Origin of the sequence: Bradyrhizobium sp., from assembly GCF_049691595.1 — a bacterium.
Classification (GTDB): domain Bacteria; phylum Pseudomonadota; class Alphaproteobacteria; order Rhizobiales; family Xanthobacteraceae; genus Bradyrhizobium.
On sequence record NZ_JBAVNZ010000054.1, the window covers coordinates 1 to 14,401 of the forward strand.

The following is a 14,401-nucleotide window of genomic DNA, read 5'->3' on the forward strand; positions in this document are numbered from 1 at the left end:
CGCCTGGGTGGCGTGGCTGGGTGCCGCCGTCAGCCCCGAAAGCTCACCGGCACGGCCCTATTACCTGCGCGCGCCCGACGCCAAGCCGCCGAAAGATCCGCTGTCCGGCGCAGCACGGCCGCCGGCATCATGATGACATGGCTCTCCGATTGGTGGAGCGGCGGCACCGCCGTGATCGAACCGGCAAGTCAACGCGACGCGGCGCGGCTGGCGCAACTGCACGGCGCATCGTTTCACCGCGGCTGGGGCGAAGGCGAATTCGAGACGATGCTGACCGAGCGCCATACGCTGGTGCATCGCCTGAGACGGGGACAGAAGATTATCGGCTTCGCGGTGTCGCGCATGGCGGCGGACGAGGCCGAGCTATTGTCGATCGCCATCGATCCGCGACAACGCGGCCGCGGCCTGTCGCGGACCCTGTTGCTGACGCATCTCGGCCATCTCGTAGGGTGCGGCGTGCGCACGGTCTTCCTCGAGGTCGAGGAACATAATCTGCCGGCGCGACGGCTGTATGAGCGGGCCGGATTTGACGTGGTGGGACGCCGCGAGCGCTATTACCAGCAGCCTGGCGGGGAACAATTGAATGCGCTTCTGATGCGGCGCGACTTGCCGTAATATGCCCATGATGGCAGAACAGCCCTGCTTCGCCCGCCAAGGCTCAAAGATCATGACCGGCCTGAAATCCCCGTCCGCGCTCAAAAACACCGGCATCGAGGCGCGTTGCGCCGCCACCGGCATGCGCATGACCGAACAGCGCCGCGTCATCGCGCGCGTGCTGGCGGATGCCGCCGACCATCCCGACGTCGAGGAACTCTACCGGCGTTGCGTCGCAGTCGACGACAAGATCTCGATCTCGACCGTTTACCGGACCGTCAAACTGTTCGAGGACGCCGGGATCATCGAGCGGCACGATTTTCGCGAAGGACGCGCGCGCTACGAGCAGATGCCCGACAGCCACCACGACCACCTGATCAATCTGCGCACCGGCAAGGTGATCGAATTCACCTCCGAGGAGATCGAGAAACTGCAGGCCGAGATCGCCCGCAAACTCGGCTACAAATTGGTCGACCACCGGCTGGAATTGTATTGCGTGCCGCTCGACGACGACAAATCCTGAGCTGCGTCAGGCCTCAGCGGTGCAATTACGCATCGCGCAATCCCTGGATTCCAGGTTCGAGGCTGGCGCATCGCCCCGGAATGACGGCCTGTGGCGCTGGCTTTTCGGCCATTTAGGCTATAATTGACCCCGGGCGTCGCAATGGCGCATTTCCAGCCCCGCAATCAGGTTCCATGAAGCCGCCGCGCAAGCTGCATATCAAGTCCTATGGCTGCCAGATGAATGTCTACGATGCGCAACGCATGGTGGATACGCTGGCGCGGGAAGGCTTCGTCGAAACAGGCAGCGTCGATGATGCGGATCTGGTGATCCTCAACACCTGCCACATCCGCGAAAAAGCCTCCGAGAAGGTTTATTCCGAACTCGGGCGGCTGCGCGCTGTGAAGGATGAGGCCGCGCGCAACGGCCGCCAGATGCGCATCGCGGTGGCCGGCTGCGTCGCGCAGGCGGAAGGCGAGGAGATCATTCGCCGCGCGCCGACCGTCGATGTCGTGGTCGGCCCGCAAAGCTATCATCATCTGCCGCAGCTTCTGGCACGCGCGACAAGCCACGGCCGCGCACTGGAGACCGAGTTTCCGGTCGAGGACAAGTTCGGATTTCTGCCGGCACCGAAGCCGGAGGCGATCCGCGCGCGCGGCATCTCGTCCTTTGTCACCGTGCAGGAAGGCTGCGACAAGTTCTGCACTTTCTGCGTGGTGCCCTATACGCGCGGCGCGGAAGTGTCGCGCCCGGCGGCGAAGATCGTCGACGACGTGAAGCGACTTGCCGATCATGGCGTGCGCGAGATCACGCTGATCGGGCAGAACGTCAACGCCTATCACGGCGACGGCCCGGACGGGCGGAGCTGGCCGCTCGGCAGGCTGTTGCGCCGCCTCGCCGAAATTCCGGGTATCGCGCGCCTGCGCTACTCGACCAGCCATCCACGCGACGTCGATGATCCGCTGATCGAGGCGCATCGCGATTTGCCCGCGCTGATGCCGTTCGTGCACCTTCCCGTGCAATCCGGTTCCGACCGGATTCTCGCGGCCATGAACCGCAAGCATACCGCAGCCGATTACCTTGGCGTCATCGACCGGTTTCGCGCCGCCCGGCAAGATGTTGCATTTTCATCGGATTTTATTGTCGGTTTTCCCGGCGAAACCGAGGAAGATTTCGCCGCCACCCTCGCGCTTGTCACCCAAATCGGATACGCTGGCGCCTATTCGTTCAAATATTCGCCGCGACCCGGCACGCCGGCGGCGAACATGCGGGAGACGGTGTCGGCGACAGAGATGGACGAGCGATTGGTGCGGCTTCAGGAATTGATCGACGGCCAGCAATCGGCCTTCAACAAGGCTGCGATTGGCCGCACCGTCGATGTGCTGTTCGAACGCGCGGCCCGCAATCCCGGCCAGATCGTCGGCCGCACCGCCTATCTGCAACCCGCGCATGTGATGGCGTCGCCCGACATCATCGGACAGGTCTTGCCGGTGACGATCCAGAGCCTCGAGCGTTACAGCCTGCTCGGCAAACTTGCGGCGCCGGCAACAACGCCCGCCCCACCCAGTCCTTCCCAGATGACAATTGGAGCCTGAACCCTTGCCCAAAAGCGCATCGGATTCACCTTCGCTTGCTCCCAGCCGCAAACCTGACCGCGACATGCAAATTCCACCCGAGACCCAGGTCGTCATCGACTTTGACGACAACCGTGCCGCTTCCGCGCTGGTCGGTCCCTACGGGCAGAACCTGGCGCTGATCGAGCGGCGGCTCGGCATCGTCGTCGATTCGCGCGGCAACCACATCACCATCGCCGGCTCACGCGATGGCTGTGATGCCGCGCGGCGGGTGCTGGAGGCGCTCTATGACCAGGCGACGCTGGGGCACGATCTCTCCCAGGGCGACGTCGAAGGCGCCATCCGCGCCGTGATCGCACAGGGATCGCTGTTCGAATTCGACGCCAAGGCGGCCAAGACCTCGTTCGAAACCATCAACCTGCGCAAGCGCCCGGTGCGCGCGCGCACCGCCGCGCAGGACTCCTACATCCGGGCGCTGAAGCGTCACGAGCTGGTATTCGGCGTCGGTCCGGCCGGCACCGGCAAGACCTGGCTCGCGGTGGCGCACGCCGCGCAATTGTTCGAACGCAAGGAAGTCGATCGCATCATCCTGTCGCGGCCCGCGGTCGAGGCCGGCGAGCGGCTCGGCTTCCTGCCCGGCGATCTCAGGGAGAAGGTCGATCCCTATCTGCGCCCGATCTACGACGCGCTGTATGATTTGATGGATTCGCGCATCGTGGAGCGCGCGCTGCAGACCGGCGAAATCGAGATCGCGCCGCTGGCTTTCATGCGCGGCCGCACCCTGACCAATGCCGTCATCATCCTGGACGAAGCCCAAAACAGCACGACGATGCAGATGAAGATGTTTTTGACGCGGCTTGGCGAGAATAGCCGAATGATTGTCACCGGCGACCCCTCCCAGGTCGACCTGCCGTTCGGCCAGGCTTCAGGGCTCGCGGAAGCCGTCAAGCTGCTCGATGGCGTCGAGGGCATCGCGCAGGTGAAGTTCACGGCCGAAGACGTGATCCGCCATGAACTGGTGGCGCGGATCGTCGCCGCCTATGAGGGATTGCCGCAGCGGCCGGCAACCGGCAAAGCTTGATACCAGCATCTTCGGCCCTCGACCCGCCGCGGGCGGGTTTCGGCCGCAACCCAATCCCTGGAACGCAAGGCCCTGGAACGAAATTGTCTTCCGTTCTTCCCCTCACCGAGGTCCTCGTCGTCGCCGATTGCTGGCGGACCGAGCCTGACGCCGCAGCGGTGATCTATCGCGCGATCGGCGCCGCGGCCGAAATCGCCGACGCCGATGTCGGCGACGCCGAACTCGCCGTCATGCTGACCGACGATTCCGGCATTCGCACGCTGAACAGCAACTGGCGCGGCATCGACAAGCCGACCAATGTGCTGTCGTTCCCGGCGCTGCAGCCGACAGGTCCTGATGGCGCCTGCGATGCGCCGCGCATGCTCGGCGATATTGCCATCGCCTACGAGACGACACGCAGGGAGGCCGAACACGAGCAAAAGCCGTTCGATCATCACCTCAGCCATCTCGCCATCCACGGCTTCCTGCATTTGATCGGGTACGATCACGAAAAGGACGACGACGCCGAAGCCATGGAGAATCTCGAACAGCAGATCCTCGCCCAACTCGGCATCCCCGACCCCTATGCGGATCGGGAGCGGACGCACTGAGATGGCGGATTCCGAACCGACCCAGGAAAATCTGCCGGATAACCCGCGCAACACGCGCAACCTGCCGGCCGTGGTTCAGGAAGGCGAGGTGCTGCGCCCTGTCGCCGAGAACTGGCTGACGCGGGCAATCCGCACGCTGTTCGGCTGGAAACCGGGATCGGTCCGCGACGATCTGCAGGTCGTGCTCGATGCGAGCACGCCGGACGAGGTTGGCTTTTCCGCCATCGAGCGCACCATGCTGCGCAACATCCTCGGCCTGCACGAACGGCGGATCGTCGATGTGATGGTGCATCGTGCCGACATTGTCGCGGTCAAGCGCGACATTCCGCTCGGCGAGCTGATGAGCCTGTTCGAAAGCGCGGCGCATTCGCGCCTGGTGGTCTACAACGAAACCCTCGACGATCCCGTGGGCATCGTTCACATCCGCGACCTCTTGGCATTCATGACCGCGAGGGCGCGCGTCGGCGACGCCGGCAAGGCGCGGCGCAAGAAACCTTTTCCGGCCGGGCTCGATCTGCGCGCCGTCGACCTCGCGCTGCCGCTGGCCGAAGCCGGGATCATCCGGAAACTGCTCTACGTGCCGCCGTCGATGCGAGCGATCGATCTGCTCGCGCAGATGCAGGCCTCGCGCATCCATTTGGCGCTGGTGGTGGACGAATATGGCGGCAGTGACGGGCTGGTATCGATCGAGGATATCGTCGAGCAGATCGTCGGCGAGATCGACGACGAGCACGACAGCGACGCGCCGCCGGCGATCGTGCGGCAGGCGGATAATTCCTTCATCGCGGATGCCCGCGCCAGCCTCGACGATGTCCGCTCGGTGATCGGCGAGGATTTCGTCACCGGCGAAGCCGGCGAGGAGGTCCAGACGCTCGGCGGCTATCTCGTCAGCCATGTCGGCCGCCTGCCGGTGCGCGGCGAGGTTATTTCAGGCCCCGGCAATTTCGAGATCGAGGTACTCGATGCCGACCCGCGACGGGTGAAACGGCTGCGGATTGCCGTCCGCAAGGAGCGCCCGGCGCCACGCACCCAGCGCGAGAGCCGCCGCCGCGAGGCGGCACCCGATTCCGGCACCCCGCAGGCCAATGACAATACGCCGCCGCCTGCCGGCGATGGAGCCGGTTCGTCGTGAGCATGACCTCAAAACTCCGCGCCGCGGCTCTGGCGTTGATCCTGACCTGGGGATGGAAGCGCGCCGCGATCGCGCTCGTTGCTGGCGCGCTGTCGGCGCTCGCCATGGCGCCGTTCAATGCATGGCCGGTGCTGTTCCTGACCTTCCCGGTCGCGGTCTGGCTGATCGACGGCGCCGGCGCCGGACGATGGCGCGGCGTGCCGGCGGCGGCGATGTCCGGCTTCTGGTTCGGATTAGGCTATTTCGTGCCGGGTCTCTACTGGATCGGATACGCGTTTCTGGTCGACGCATCGACCTTCGCCTGGCTGATGCCATTGGCCGTGCTCGGGCTGCCGGCCTATCTCGCCTTGTTCACCGCGTTCGGCTTTGCGCTGGCGCGCGTGCTCTGGACCCGGGACGCATCGCGCGTGCTGGCGCTCGCGACCTGCCTGACCGTGGCGGAATGGCTGCGTGGCCATGTGCTGACGGGGTTTCCATGGAATGCCTTCGGCTACGCGCTGTCCGAGCCGCTGGCGCTGGCGCAGACGGCGTCGCTGATCGGGCTGTGGGGCATGACGTTCCTGAGCATTTCGATCTTCGCCAGCCCGGCGGTATTGATCGATGGAAGTTCGCGCGGGCGGAAGCCCTGGATCGCGCCGGCGACGGCGCTGTCGGTTCTCGCCGCGATGCTCGTGTTCGGCGCCATCAGGTTGACGCTGCAACCGACCGCGATGGTCGCGAACGTCAAGCTGCGGATCATGCAGCCCAATCTGCCGCAGGACGCCAGGTTCAATTACGCCGCCAAGGCGGAGGTGATGCAGAAATATCTGGCGCTTTCCGACCGCGCTTCGGGGCCGCAATCCACCGGCGTCCGCGATGCGACTATCCTGATCTGGCCGGAATCGGCGTTTCCGTTTTTCCTGACCCGGGAAGCCGATGCGATGGCGCAGATCGCCGATCTGTTGCCCAAGGGCACCGTCCTCATCACCGGCTCGGTGCGCGCGCCTGACCTGCCGCCCGGCGCGAGAGTAACGCGGGCCTTTAACTCGATTTACGTGATCGACCATGACGGCAGCGTGCTGTCGGTCTACGACAAGCTGAATCTGGTGCCGTTCGGCGAATTCCTGCCGTTTCAGGATCTGATGGAAAAACTCGGCTTCGTGCAGCTCACGAAAGTTCAGGGTGGCTTCATTCCCGGCACGCGCCGCCGCGCCATGGCGATCCCGGACGCGCCGCACGCGCTGCCCTTGATCTGTTACGAAGCGATCTTTCCCGGCCATGTCGCAGCGCGCGACGATCGCCCGGGCTGGATCGTCAACCTGACCAATGACGGCTGGTTCGGAATTTCAACCGGCCCCTACCAGCATCTGCAGCAGGCACGGCTGCGCGCCATCGAGGAAGGACTGCCGATGGTTCGCGCCGCCAACACCGGCATTTCCGCGGTCATCGATCCGTCGGGGCGGATGGTCGCCCGGCTCGGGCTCGGGGTTGAGGGCGTACTGGATGCCGGACTGCCGGCAGCTATTCCGCCGACGATCTACGCGCGCATCGGCGATATTCCCGCCGCGGTAATTGTGGTCCTGGCACTGATTCAGGTCATTCGGCGGCGTTTGGCAAGGCGAAATTCCTGACATTTTGCATATCCCGGTCGCCGCCGAGAGGCGGAAGCCGCGGTCTGCGTAAATCGACCAGTTGACAGACCGACCATGCCGTTCGCATTCTACGGTTCCAATCGAGAAATCCGGTCGGCCATTGCTCAAATTGCCCGCGTTTCTTTCCGATCCTCCGAGCAGGATTTCACGGCACCGGTGCCTGAGGCATAATTTGCGTTCGTCTTGCCTCATCCCCGCGCGCTAATCCCCAGGAGCGTTGGAGATGTCGACCAAAGCGCCCAACCCGGTTGACAAATATGTCGGCAGTCGTGTCCGCATGCGGCGCATCATGCTGGGCATGAGCCAGGAGAAACTTGGCGAAGCTTTGGGCCTCACATTCCAGCAGGTTCAGAAATACGAAAAGGGCACCAACCGCGTCGGCGCCAGCCGCCTGCAGCAGATCTCTGAAATATTGCAGGTGCCCGTTTCGTTCCTGTTCGATGGCGGACCGAGCGGCGCGGCGAATACCGACGGCTTCAGCGAAGGTACCTCGCCGGCCTACGTTTCCGATTTTCTCGCGACCTCCGAAGGCCTGGCCCTGACGCGTGCGTTCACGCGCATCACCGACGCCAAGCTCCGCCGCAGCATCGTCGATTTGGTCGAGCAGATTGCCGGCCGCGAAGGGCCCGACGAGCGTTGATACCGGCCCCGGAGCCTGGACCGGCTCTGATCGAATCAGAACCAGGTTCGAATCTTTTGTCTTGACGCGTTTTCCTCACGCGAACCGGCGTCCGCTTCGCTCGAAAACGCCATGGATCCTCTAATGTGGCGATTGACGCGCCTGCTGGCGTGAGCGCATGACATTGGCAAGAGCCTCGCAGCCAAAGATGCGCCAATGAAAGCCACGTCCTCCGACCGTTTCGATCCGGCAAAAATCCTCGACGGCATCCGCCGCTGGGTTGAAATCGAGACGCCCACCGAGGCACCCGAACAGGTCAACAAACTCGCCGACCTCGTCGCGGCTGAATATCGCGACCTGCCCGCGACGGTGCAGCGGGTCGCCGGACATGGCGGCTGCGGCGATCATCTCGTTGCGCGTTCGTCATGGGGGCAGGATGCGCCGGGGATCCTGGTGCTGAGCCATCTCGATACGGTTCATCCGATGGGATTCATCGAGCGGCTGCCGTTCAGGATCGAAGGCGACAGCGCGTTCGGCCCCGGCATCTATGACATGAAGGGCGGCGCCTATCTTGCCTACCATGCCTTTCGGCAAATCTGCGCCGGCGGCGCGCGATCGCAGCTTGGCGTGACCCAGCTCTACGTCTCCGACGAGGAAATCGGCAGTCCAACCTCGCGGGCGCTGATCGAGGCCGAGGGGCGCAAGGCGAAATATGTGCTGGTGACCGAGCCCGCACGCGACGGCGGAAAAATCGTCACCGGGCGCAAGGGCGTCGCGCGTTTCGAAATCTTCATCAAAGGCGTGCCCTCCCATGCCGGCACCCGGCCCGAAGATGGCCGCAGCGCCATCCGCGAACTCGGCAACATCATTCAGACGCTGGAGGCGATGAACGACCCCGGCCGCGGCGTCACCGTCAATGTCGGCGTGGTCAAGGGCGGCACCAGGCCGAACGTGATCGCGGAGGAGGCCTATGCCGAGGTCGACATGCGGGTGCCGACCATTGCCGATGCCGACGATCTCGTGCCGAAAATCCTCAATTTGACGTCACGCATTGACGGCGTCAGCGTCAGGGTGGTCGGCGAGCTGAATCGGCCGCCCTACGAGAAGGGCAATGCCGGCGCCGCACTCTATGAACACGCCAGAACGCTGGCCGCCGAAATCGGCTTCGATCTGGTGGACATGTCGACCGGCGGCGGCTCCGACGGCAATTTCACCGCGCCGCATACCGCGACGCTCGATGGCCTCGGCGTCGACGGCCGGGGCGCGCATACCCATTACGAGCAGCTGTACATCTCGTCGATCGAACCGAGGGCGCGCCTGCTGCATCGGCTATATCAGACGCTGCGATGAGCGGCGCGGCGCGCGACCCCGGCGATCGCGATGCACCGCCCGACGACGGCGCATCCGCGCACGCCCCCGGCTCGTTCTTCGGGCGGCGCAAAGGCCACAGGCTGCGCGCGCACCAGGCCGATCTGATCGCGCATCTGCTGCCGCATCTTTCGCTTGATATCGAAAGGCCCGCGCCAGCCGACCTGGCCGGCCTGTTCGATCCGCCGCGGCAAAATGTCAGGCTCGAAATCGGCTTCGGCGGCGGCGAACATCTGGTCGCGGAAGCGCTGGCGTTTCCGGATGCCGGGTTCATCGGCTGCGAGCCTTATGTCAATGGCATGGCAAAGATCCTGGCGCAGATCGAGACCCACAATATTCGCAATATCCGCCTGTTCGCGGGCGACGCCGCCGAATTGCTGGCGTGGGCGCCGGCGCGATCGTTGCGGCGCATCGACCTGATCCATCCCGATCCCTGGCCGAAGCGGCGGCACTGGAAACGGCGCTTGGTGCAGGACGCGACCGTCGCCGCGATGGCGCGCGTTCTCAAGCCGGAAGGCGAGTTTCGTTTCGTCTGCGACATCGACGATTATTGCACCTGGACGCTGGCGCATCTCGCGCGCTCGCCCGATTTTGTCTGGACGGCGGAGCGCGCTTCCGACTGGCATCTGCCGTGGGCCGGCTACACCATGACGCGGTACGGACGGAAGGCCGAGCGTGAGGGTCGCCGCGCGGCCTATTTGCGCTTTCGTCGCATTGACTGATTGTTGCTTAGGCTGATTACTGCTTGGCTATCCGCGTTTTCTTGATGTCGTTGGCTTCCCGCACCATGCGCTGGCCGCGCCTCGATGCAACCGAATGCGAGGGGAGCATTTTGGTTAATGCCGTCGTTGCGAGAAGCGAAGCGACGAAGCAATCTATGCTTCCTTTGCCGCGCTATGGATTGCTTCGCTTCGCTCGCAATGACGATTCAAACTCAGAACGTAGGACGCGTCTTCCAGAAATCCACGATGCGCTGGGCGGTCGCCGCGCCCTGCAGGAACAGTTCGCCGATCCGGCGCGCTGCCTCGGCGCGGCGCCTCGGGTCGCCGGCTCTGACGATCTCGTCGAGTTCGGGGATCAGCGATGTCGCCGTGGTCATAACTCTGCCTAAACCGGCCGCATTGGCCGGTTTTTGGCAATCCAGGCAGGCTTCGTGAACGAAGGGTTAGGTTCGCGCCTGCTTCCAGCCGTCCGCAAAATTGCCCGCCAAGGGGCTCGCGGGCCTTGCCGGATCGCGGGAAAACCGCTATATCGGCAGCAACTTATAGTTCTCATACGATCGCGTATTGAGAGTGGGCCCCGCGGGACCCGCTCTTTTTTATTACCTGATCGAAACCGGCCAAACCGGGTCCGGTTCGGGTCGCAGAGCCTGCCCGATCAGGCCCGGCGAACCGATGCAAGACCGACAACTCACGTCAGACCGCCTTTGACATTCGATATGACCGATCCGATCGCTGCTTCCGTGGATACCGATCTGCTTGCCGAGCCGCGTCTCGTCGTCGAGCCGGGCATGGCCGCGCGCGTAGCCGCGGTCGCAGGTCCGGTCCTGCAGGGGATGGGCTACCGGCTGGTGCGGATCAAGATTTCCGGAGAGGCCGGCTGCACGGTCCAGATCATGGCGGAGCGGCCGGACGGATCGATGCAGATCGAGGATTGCGAGGCGATTTCGCGGGCGCTGTCGCCGGTGCTCGACGTCGCCGACCCGATCGATCGGGCCTACCGGCTGGAGATTTCGTCGCCCGGGATCGACCGTCCGCTGGTGCGCCGTTCCGATTTCGAGCGGTATGGCGGCCATCTCGTGAAAATCGAGATGGCGGTCGCGCATCAGGGCCGCAAGCGGTTCCGCGGCACGCTTGATGGCGTCGAGGGCGATGCGGTGCGCTTGCATCGCGACGATACGCGGGCGGACGAAGATGCGGATGTCACGCTGGTGATGGAAGATATCGCTGATGCGAGGCTGGTTTTGACCGACGAATTGATCGCGGAATCGATGCGGCGCGGCAAGGCCGCGGCGCGCGAGCTCAGGCAAAATCTGGGGCTTGAACCGCCACCCCCGCCCCACGCCAGGAAAAACGACCGTTCGAAACGCAACACTCCAAGGGCGAAACTGAACCTGAAGAACAAGCCCGCTCCGAAGCATACCAAGAAACACCGCCTCGCCGCGCAAGGATTGCCCGGCGGCGAAATCGATCCCACCGAAGGAGACTGAGCCATGGCAGCTGTCAGCGCCAACAAACTTGAACTGCTGCAGATCGCGGATGCGGTCGCACGCGAAAAGTCGATCGACCGCGGCATCGTGATCGCGGCGATGGAAGACGCCATCGCCAAGGCGGCGCGTGCCCGCTACGGCAGCGAGACCGACGTGCACGCCGAAATCGACGCCAAGAAGGGCGAGTTGCGGCTGTCGCGCCACATGCTGGTGGTCGACCAGGTCGAGAATTCGGCGAACCAGATTTCGCTGGCCGACGCGCAGCGCGCCAATCCCGGCGCCCAGGTTGGCGACACCATCGCCGACACGCTGCCGCCGCTGGAATATGGCCGCATCGCCGCGCAATCCGCCAAACAGGTGATCGTGCAGAAGGTGCGCGAGGCCGAACGCGACCGGCAGTATCAGGAATTCAAGGACCGCATCGGCGACATCGTCAACGGCGTCGTCAAGCGGGTCGAATATGGCAGCGTCATCGTCGATCTCGGCCGCGGTGAAGCCATCGTCCGCCGTGACGAAATGCTGCCGCGCGAGGTGTTCCGCAACGGCGACCGCGTCCGCGCCTATATTTTCGACGTCCGGCGTGAGACCCGCGGGCCCCAGATCTTCCTGTCCCGTACCCATCCGCAATTCATGGCCAAGCTGTTCGCGCAGGAGGTGCCGGAAATCTATGACGGCATCGTCGAGATCAAGGCGGTGGCCCGTGATCCCGGCTCGCGGGCGAAAATCGGGGTGATTTCGCGGGATTCCTCGGTCGATCCGGTCGGTGCCTGCGTCGGCATGCGCGGCTCGCGCGTGCAGGCCGTGGTCAACGAATTGCAGGGCGAGAAGATCGACATTATTCCCTGGTCGCCCGACATCGCGACCTTCGTCGTCAATGCGCTGGCGCCGGCTGAAGTGGCCAAGGTTGTGATCGACGAGGACCGCGAGCGGATCGAGGTCGTGGTCCCCGACACCAATAACCAGTTGTCGCTGGCGATCGGCCGCCGCGGCCAGAACGTGCGCCTCGCCTCCCAGTTGACCGGCTGGGACATCGACATCCTGACCGAGCAGGAAGAATCCGAGCGCCGCCAGGCCGATTTCGAGAACTCGACGCGCGTTTTCATGGAAGCGCTGAATGTCGACGAGGTGGTCGGCCAGTTGCTGGCGTCGGAAGGCTTTACGTCGGTCGAGGAACTCGCGCTGGTCGACGCCAAGGAATTGGCCAGCATCGAAGGTTTTGACCAGGAAACCGCCAACGAGTTGCAGAGCCGGGCCAAGGAATATCTGGAGCAGCTCGAAACCGAACTCGAAAACAAGCGAAGGGAACTCGGCGTGGACGATGCTTTGAAGACAGTACCCGGCGTGACCTCGAAGATGCTGGTGAAGTTCGGCGAGAACGACATCAAGACCATCGAGGATCTGGCCGGCTGCGCCACCGACGATTTGATCGGCTGGACCGAGCGCAAGGAAGGCGGCGAGCCGACCAAGCATCCCGGCATTCTCGATGCCAGCGACATCTTGCGCGATGATGCCGAGGCCATGATTATGCAGGCCCGCGTCCTCGCCGGCTGGATCACCGAGGCCGATCTCGCCAAGCAGACCGAGGCGGCAGACGCCCCCGAAGATCAGACGGCGTGACGCGCGTGTTCCACAGAAGCCTGCCCTCGGACTTGAACCGAGGGTGGAAAACCGATTTTGCGCTAAGAACTCGCAGATGACAGGAGAGATGTTACCCGCATGCTCGCCATGGCCGACCCCGATCTCGACAATGGGCCGCGGACCAACAAGTCCGCGACCATGCGGATGTGCGCGGTCACGCGCGAGGTCAGGCCGATCGACGAGCTGATCCGGTTTGTCGTCTCGCCCCAAGGCGAGGTGATCCCGGACTTGAAGCGCAAGCTTCCTGGCCGCGGCCTCTGGGTTTCGGCATCGCGCCGCACCGTTGCGGAGGCCGTCCGGCGTCACCATTTTAGCAGGGGTTTCAAGCGCGATGTCCGTGTCGCGCCGGCACTTGCCTCCGACACCGAAGCGTTGCTGGTCCGCAGCGCGACCGAGGCGCTGGCCATGGCGGCCAAGGCCGGCCAGGTGGTCTCCGGTTTCAGCAAGGTCGAGGACGCGCTTTCGCAGCGGGGAGCCGAAGCCCTGATCCACGCGGCCGACGGATCGGCGGACGGAATCCGCAAATTGGACGCGATCGTGCGCCAAAGGGGCGGAAATAATGGTGAATCGCCGGAAATTCCGATCGTCAATGTCCTGACGTCGGCAGAATTGGATTTGGCACTGGGCCGGTCAAATGTGATACATGCTGCGCTGCTCGCGGGCCCGGCGAGCAAGACGTTCCTGTCGCGCTGCCAGATACTGGTCCGATACCGGATGGCCGATGACGACAAGACCGCCGGTGCGGCCAGAAATTCTAGAGCATGATCCGGAAAAGTGGGTGCCGGTTTTCCAAAGGGATCATGCTCAAAAGAGCGACGGAGCGGGGTGACAGTCCGAAGTCATCACGCGCCACGAAGACTGCTTTAAACGACTGTGCGGATATGCACGACGCAACGAGATTAGGACTGCTGAATGGTCGATAAAACGCCTGGCGACAGGAAATTGAGCGTCCCGAGCAAGACCTTGACGCTCAAGCCGCGCGTCGAGACGGGCACGGTGAAGCAGAGCTTCAGCCATGGCCGCACCAAGCAGGTCGTGGTTGAAAAGCGCGGCAAGCGCCGCATCGGCGGCGATGCGGCCGCAACCGAAACCCATGCGCCCGAGCCGGTCGTCGCCAAGGCGGCACCTGCGAAAACGCCGCTCGCCCGCCCGACGGCCACGCCGGCGGCCCCTTCCGGGCGCGGTGCCGGATCAGGCGTGGTGCTGCGCACGCTGACCGAGGACGAGCGTTCCGCCCGCGCCAGCGCGCTGGCCGATGCCCGGGTTCGCGATATCGAGGAGCGGCGCCAGGCGGAAGAGGAAGCCAGACGCCGCGCCAGCAAGGAAGGCATCGAGCAGGCTGAACGCGAGGCCGCCGAGGCCCGCCGCAAGGCCGAGGAAGAGCGTCACCGGCTGGACGAGGAAGCCAAGCGCAAGGCCGAATTCGAGGCCAAGAAGCGTTTTGGAGAAGCCGAAGCCAAGCC

General features: G+C 64.3%; 15 protein-coding genes and 1 pseudogene. 15 read left to right on the forward strand and 1 reads right to left on the reverse strand.

What is annotated here, in order from left to right:
- The 11 genes and pseudogenes from WCE35_RS02280 to trmB all read left to right on the forward strand — a co-directional run.
- Positions 1-133: pseudogene (locus tag WCE35_RS02280) on the forward strand (tRNA (adenosine(37)-N6)-threonylcarbamoyltransferase complex dimerization subunit type 1 TsaB); the annotation flags it as partial.
- Positions 130-615 carry a ribosomal protein S18-alanine N-acetyltransferase gene (gene rimI / locus WCE35_RS02285; protein WP_424591718.1) on the forward strand — a complete coding sequence of 162 codons (486 nt, stop codon included), beginning with the start codon at positions 130-132 and terminating at the stop codon, positions 613-615. The pseudogene WCE35_RS02280 and the gene rimI, both read left to right, overlap by 4 nt.
- A 52-nt stretch (positions 616-667) precedes the next feature.
- Positions 668-1,117 (forward strand): Fur family transcriptional regulator, encoded by a 450-nt coding sequence (locus tag WCE35_RS02290; RefSeq protein ID WP_424591732.1) that lies wholly within the window; start codon positions 668-670, stop codon positions 1,115-1,117.
- A gap of 173 nt (positions 1,118-1,290) precedes the next feature.
- Positions 1,291-2,691 carry a tRNA (N6-isopentenyl adenosine(37)-C2)-methylthiotransferase MiaB gene (gene miaB, locus WCE35_RS02295; protein WP_424591719.1) on the forward strand — a complete coding sequence of 467 codons (1,401 nt, stop codon included), beginning with the start codon at positions 1,291-1,293 and terminating at the stop codon, positions 2,689-2,691.
- 4 nt (positions 2,692-2,695) lie between these two features.
- A complete protein-coding gene (locus WCE35_RS02300; RefSeq protein WP_424591720.1) occupies positions 2,696-3,751 on the forward strand; it encodes a PhoH family protein in 1,056 nt (351 codons plus the stop codon).
- A gap of 83 nt (positions 3,752-3,834) precedes the next feature.
- Entirely contained in the window at positions 3,835-4,341 is a 507-nt protein-coding gene (ybeY, locus tag WCE35_RS02305) for an rRNA maturation RNase YbeY (protein WP_424591721.1), read from the forward strand.
- A 1-nt stretch (position 4,342) separates the two neighbouring features.
- Positions 4,343-5,473, forward strand: a complete 1,131-nt coding sequence (locus WCE35_RS02310) for a hemolysin family protein (protein WP_424591722.1) — start codon at positions 4,343-4,345, stop codon at positions 5,471-5,473.
- A 2-nt stretch (positions 5,474-5,475) separates the two neighbouring features.
- Positions 5,476-7,083 carry an apolipoprotein N-acyltransferase gene (lnt, locus tag WCE35_RS02315; protein WP_424591723.1) on the forward strand — a complete coding sequence of 536 codons (1,608 nt, stop codon included), beginning with the start codon at positions 5,476-5,478 and terminating at the stop codon, positions 7,081-7,083.
- Positions 7,084-7,327: 244 nt separating this feature from the next.
- Positions 7,328-7,744: a helix-turn-helix domain-containing protein gene (locus WCE35_RS02320; RefSeq protein WP_424591724.1), complete on the forward strand. Its 417-nt coding sequence runs from the start codon at positions 7,328-7,330 to the stop codon at positions 7,742-7,744.
- Positions 7,745-7,939: 195 nt separating this feature from the next.
- Positions 7,940-9,073, forward strand: coding sequence for a M20 family metallopeptidase (locus WCE35_RS02325; RefSeq protein WP_424591725.1), 1,134 nt, complete (start codon positions 7,940-7,942; stop codon positions 9,071-9,073).
- Positions 9,070-9,813, forward strand: a complete 744-nt coding sequence (gene trmB, locus WCE35_RS02330) for a tRNA (guanosine(46)-N7)-methyltransferase TrmB (protein ID WP_424591726.1) — start codon at positions 9,070-9,072, stop codon at positions 9,811-9,813. Before WCE35_RS02325 ends, trmB begins: the two co-directional genes overlap by 4 nt.
- A gap of 212 nt (positions 9,814-10,025) precedes the next feature.
- Here trmB and WCE35_RS02335 read toward each other — a convergent pair whose 3' ends face one another.
- Complete coding sequence (locus WCE35_RS02335) at positions 10,026-10,190, reverse strand: hypothetical protein (protein ID WP_424591727.1); 165 nt, start codon at positions 10,188-10,190, stop codon at positions 10,026-10,028.
- A 339-nt stretch (positions 10,191-10,529) separates the two neighbouring features.
- On the opposite strand from WCE35_RS02335, the gene rimP reads away from it, so the two are divergent.
- From rimP to WCE35_RS02355, 4 genes are all read left to right on the forward strand, one after another.
- Positions 10,530-11,300 carry a ribosome maturation factor RimP gene (rimP, locus tag WCE35_RS02340; protein WP_424591728.1) on the forward strand — a complete coding sequence of 257 codons (771 nt, stop codon included), beginning with the start codon at positions 10,530-10,532 and terminating at the stop codon, positions 11,298-11,300.
- Positions 11,301-11,303: 3 nt separating this feature from the next.
- On the forward strand, positions 11,304-12,917 hold the full coding sequence (gene nusA, locus WCE35_RS02345; RefSeq protein ID WP_424591729.1) for a transcription termination factor NusA: 1,614 nt from the start codon (positions 11,304-11,306) through the stop codon (positions 12,915-12,917).
- Between the two features lie 99 nt (positions 12,918-13,016).
- Complete coding sequence (locus tag WCE35_RS02350; protein WP_424591730.1) at positions 13,017-13,703, forward strand: RNA-binding protein; 687 nt, start codon at positions 13,017-13,019, stop codon at positions 13,701-13,703.
- A gap of 147 nt (positions 13,704-13,850) precedes the next feature.
- Positions 13,851-14,401, forward strand: a 551-nt coding sequence (locus WCE35_RS02355; protein ID WP_424591731.1) for a translation initiation factor IF-2 associated domain-containing protein, incomplete at its 3' end; no start/stop codon positions are given.

What these genes read in the sequence shown, in the direction of transcription:
- rimI (WP_424591718.1), top strand. Translation starts at nt 130, where the DNA reads ATGATGACATGGCTCTCCGATTGGTGGAGCGGCGGCACCGCCGTGATC.
- WCE35_RS02290 (WP_424591732.1), top strand. Translation starts at nt 668, where the DNA reads ATGACCGGCCTGAAATCCCCGTCCGCGCTCAAAAACACCGGCATCGAG.
- miaB (WP_424591719.1), top strand. Translation starts at nt 1,291, where the DNA reads ATGAAGCCGCCGCGCAAGCTGCATATCAAGTCCTATGGCTGCCAGATG.
- WCE35_RS02310 (WP_424591722.1), top strand. Translation starts at nt 4,343, where the DNA reads ATGGCGGATTCCGAACCGACCCAGGAAAATCTGCCGGATAACCCGCGC.
- lnt (WP_424591723.1), top strand. Translation starts at nt 5,476, where the DNA reads ATGACCTCAAAACTCCGCGCCGCGGCTCTGGCGTTGATCCTGACCTGG.
- WCE35_RS02320 (WP_424591724.1), top strand. Translation starts at nt 7,328, where the DNA reads ATGTCGACCAAAGCGCCCAACCCGGTTGACAAATATGTCGGCAGTCGT.
- WCE35_RS02325 (WP_424591725.1), top strand. Translation starts at nt 7,940, where the DNA reads ATGAAAGCCACGTCCTCCGACCGTTTCGATCCGGCAAAAATCCTCGAC.
- trmB (WP_424591726.1), top strand. Translation starts at nt 9,070, where the DNA reads ATGAGCGGCGCGGCGCGCGACCCCGGCGATCGCGATGCACCGCCCGAC.
- WCE35_RS02335 (WP_424591727.1), bottom strand. Translation starts at nt 10,190, where the DNA reads ATGACCACGGCGACATCGCTGATCCCCGAACTCGACGAGATCGTCAGA.
- rimP (WP_424591728.1), top strand. Translation starts at nt 10,530, where the DNA reads ATGACCGATCCGATCGCTGCTTCCGTGGATACCGATCTGCTTGCCGAG.
- nusA (WP_424591729.1), top strand. Translation starts at nt 11,304, where the DNA reads ATGGCAGCTGTCAGCGCCAACAAACTTGAACTGCTGCAGATCGCGGAT.
- WCE35_RS02350 (WP_424591730.1), top strand. Translation starts at nt 13,017, where the DNA reads ATGCTCGCCATGGCCGACCCCGATCTCGACAATGGGCCGCGGACCAAC.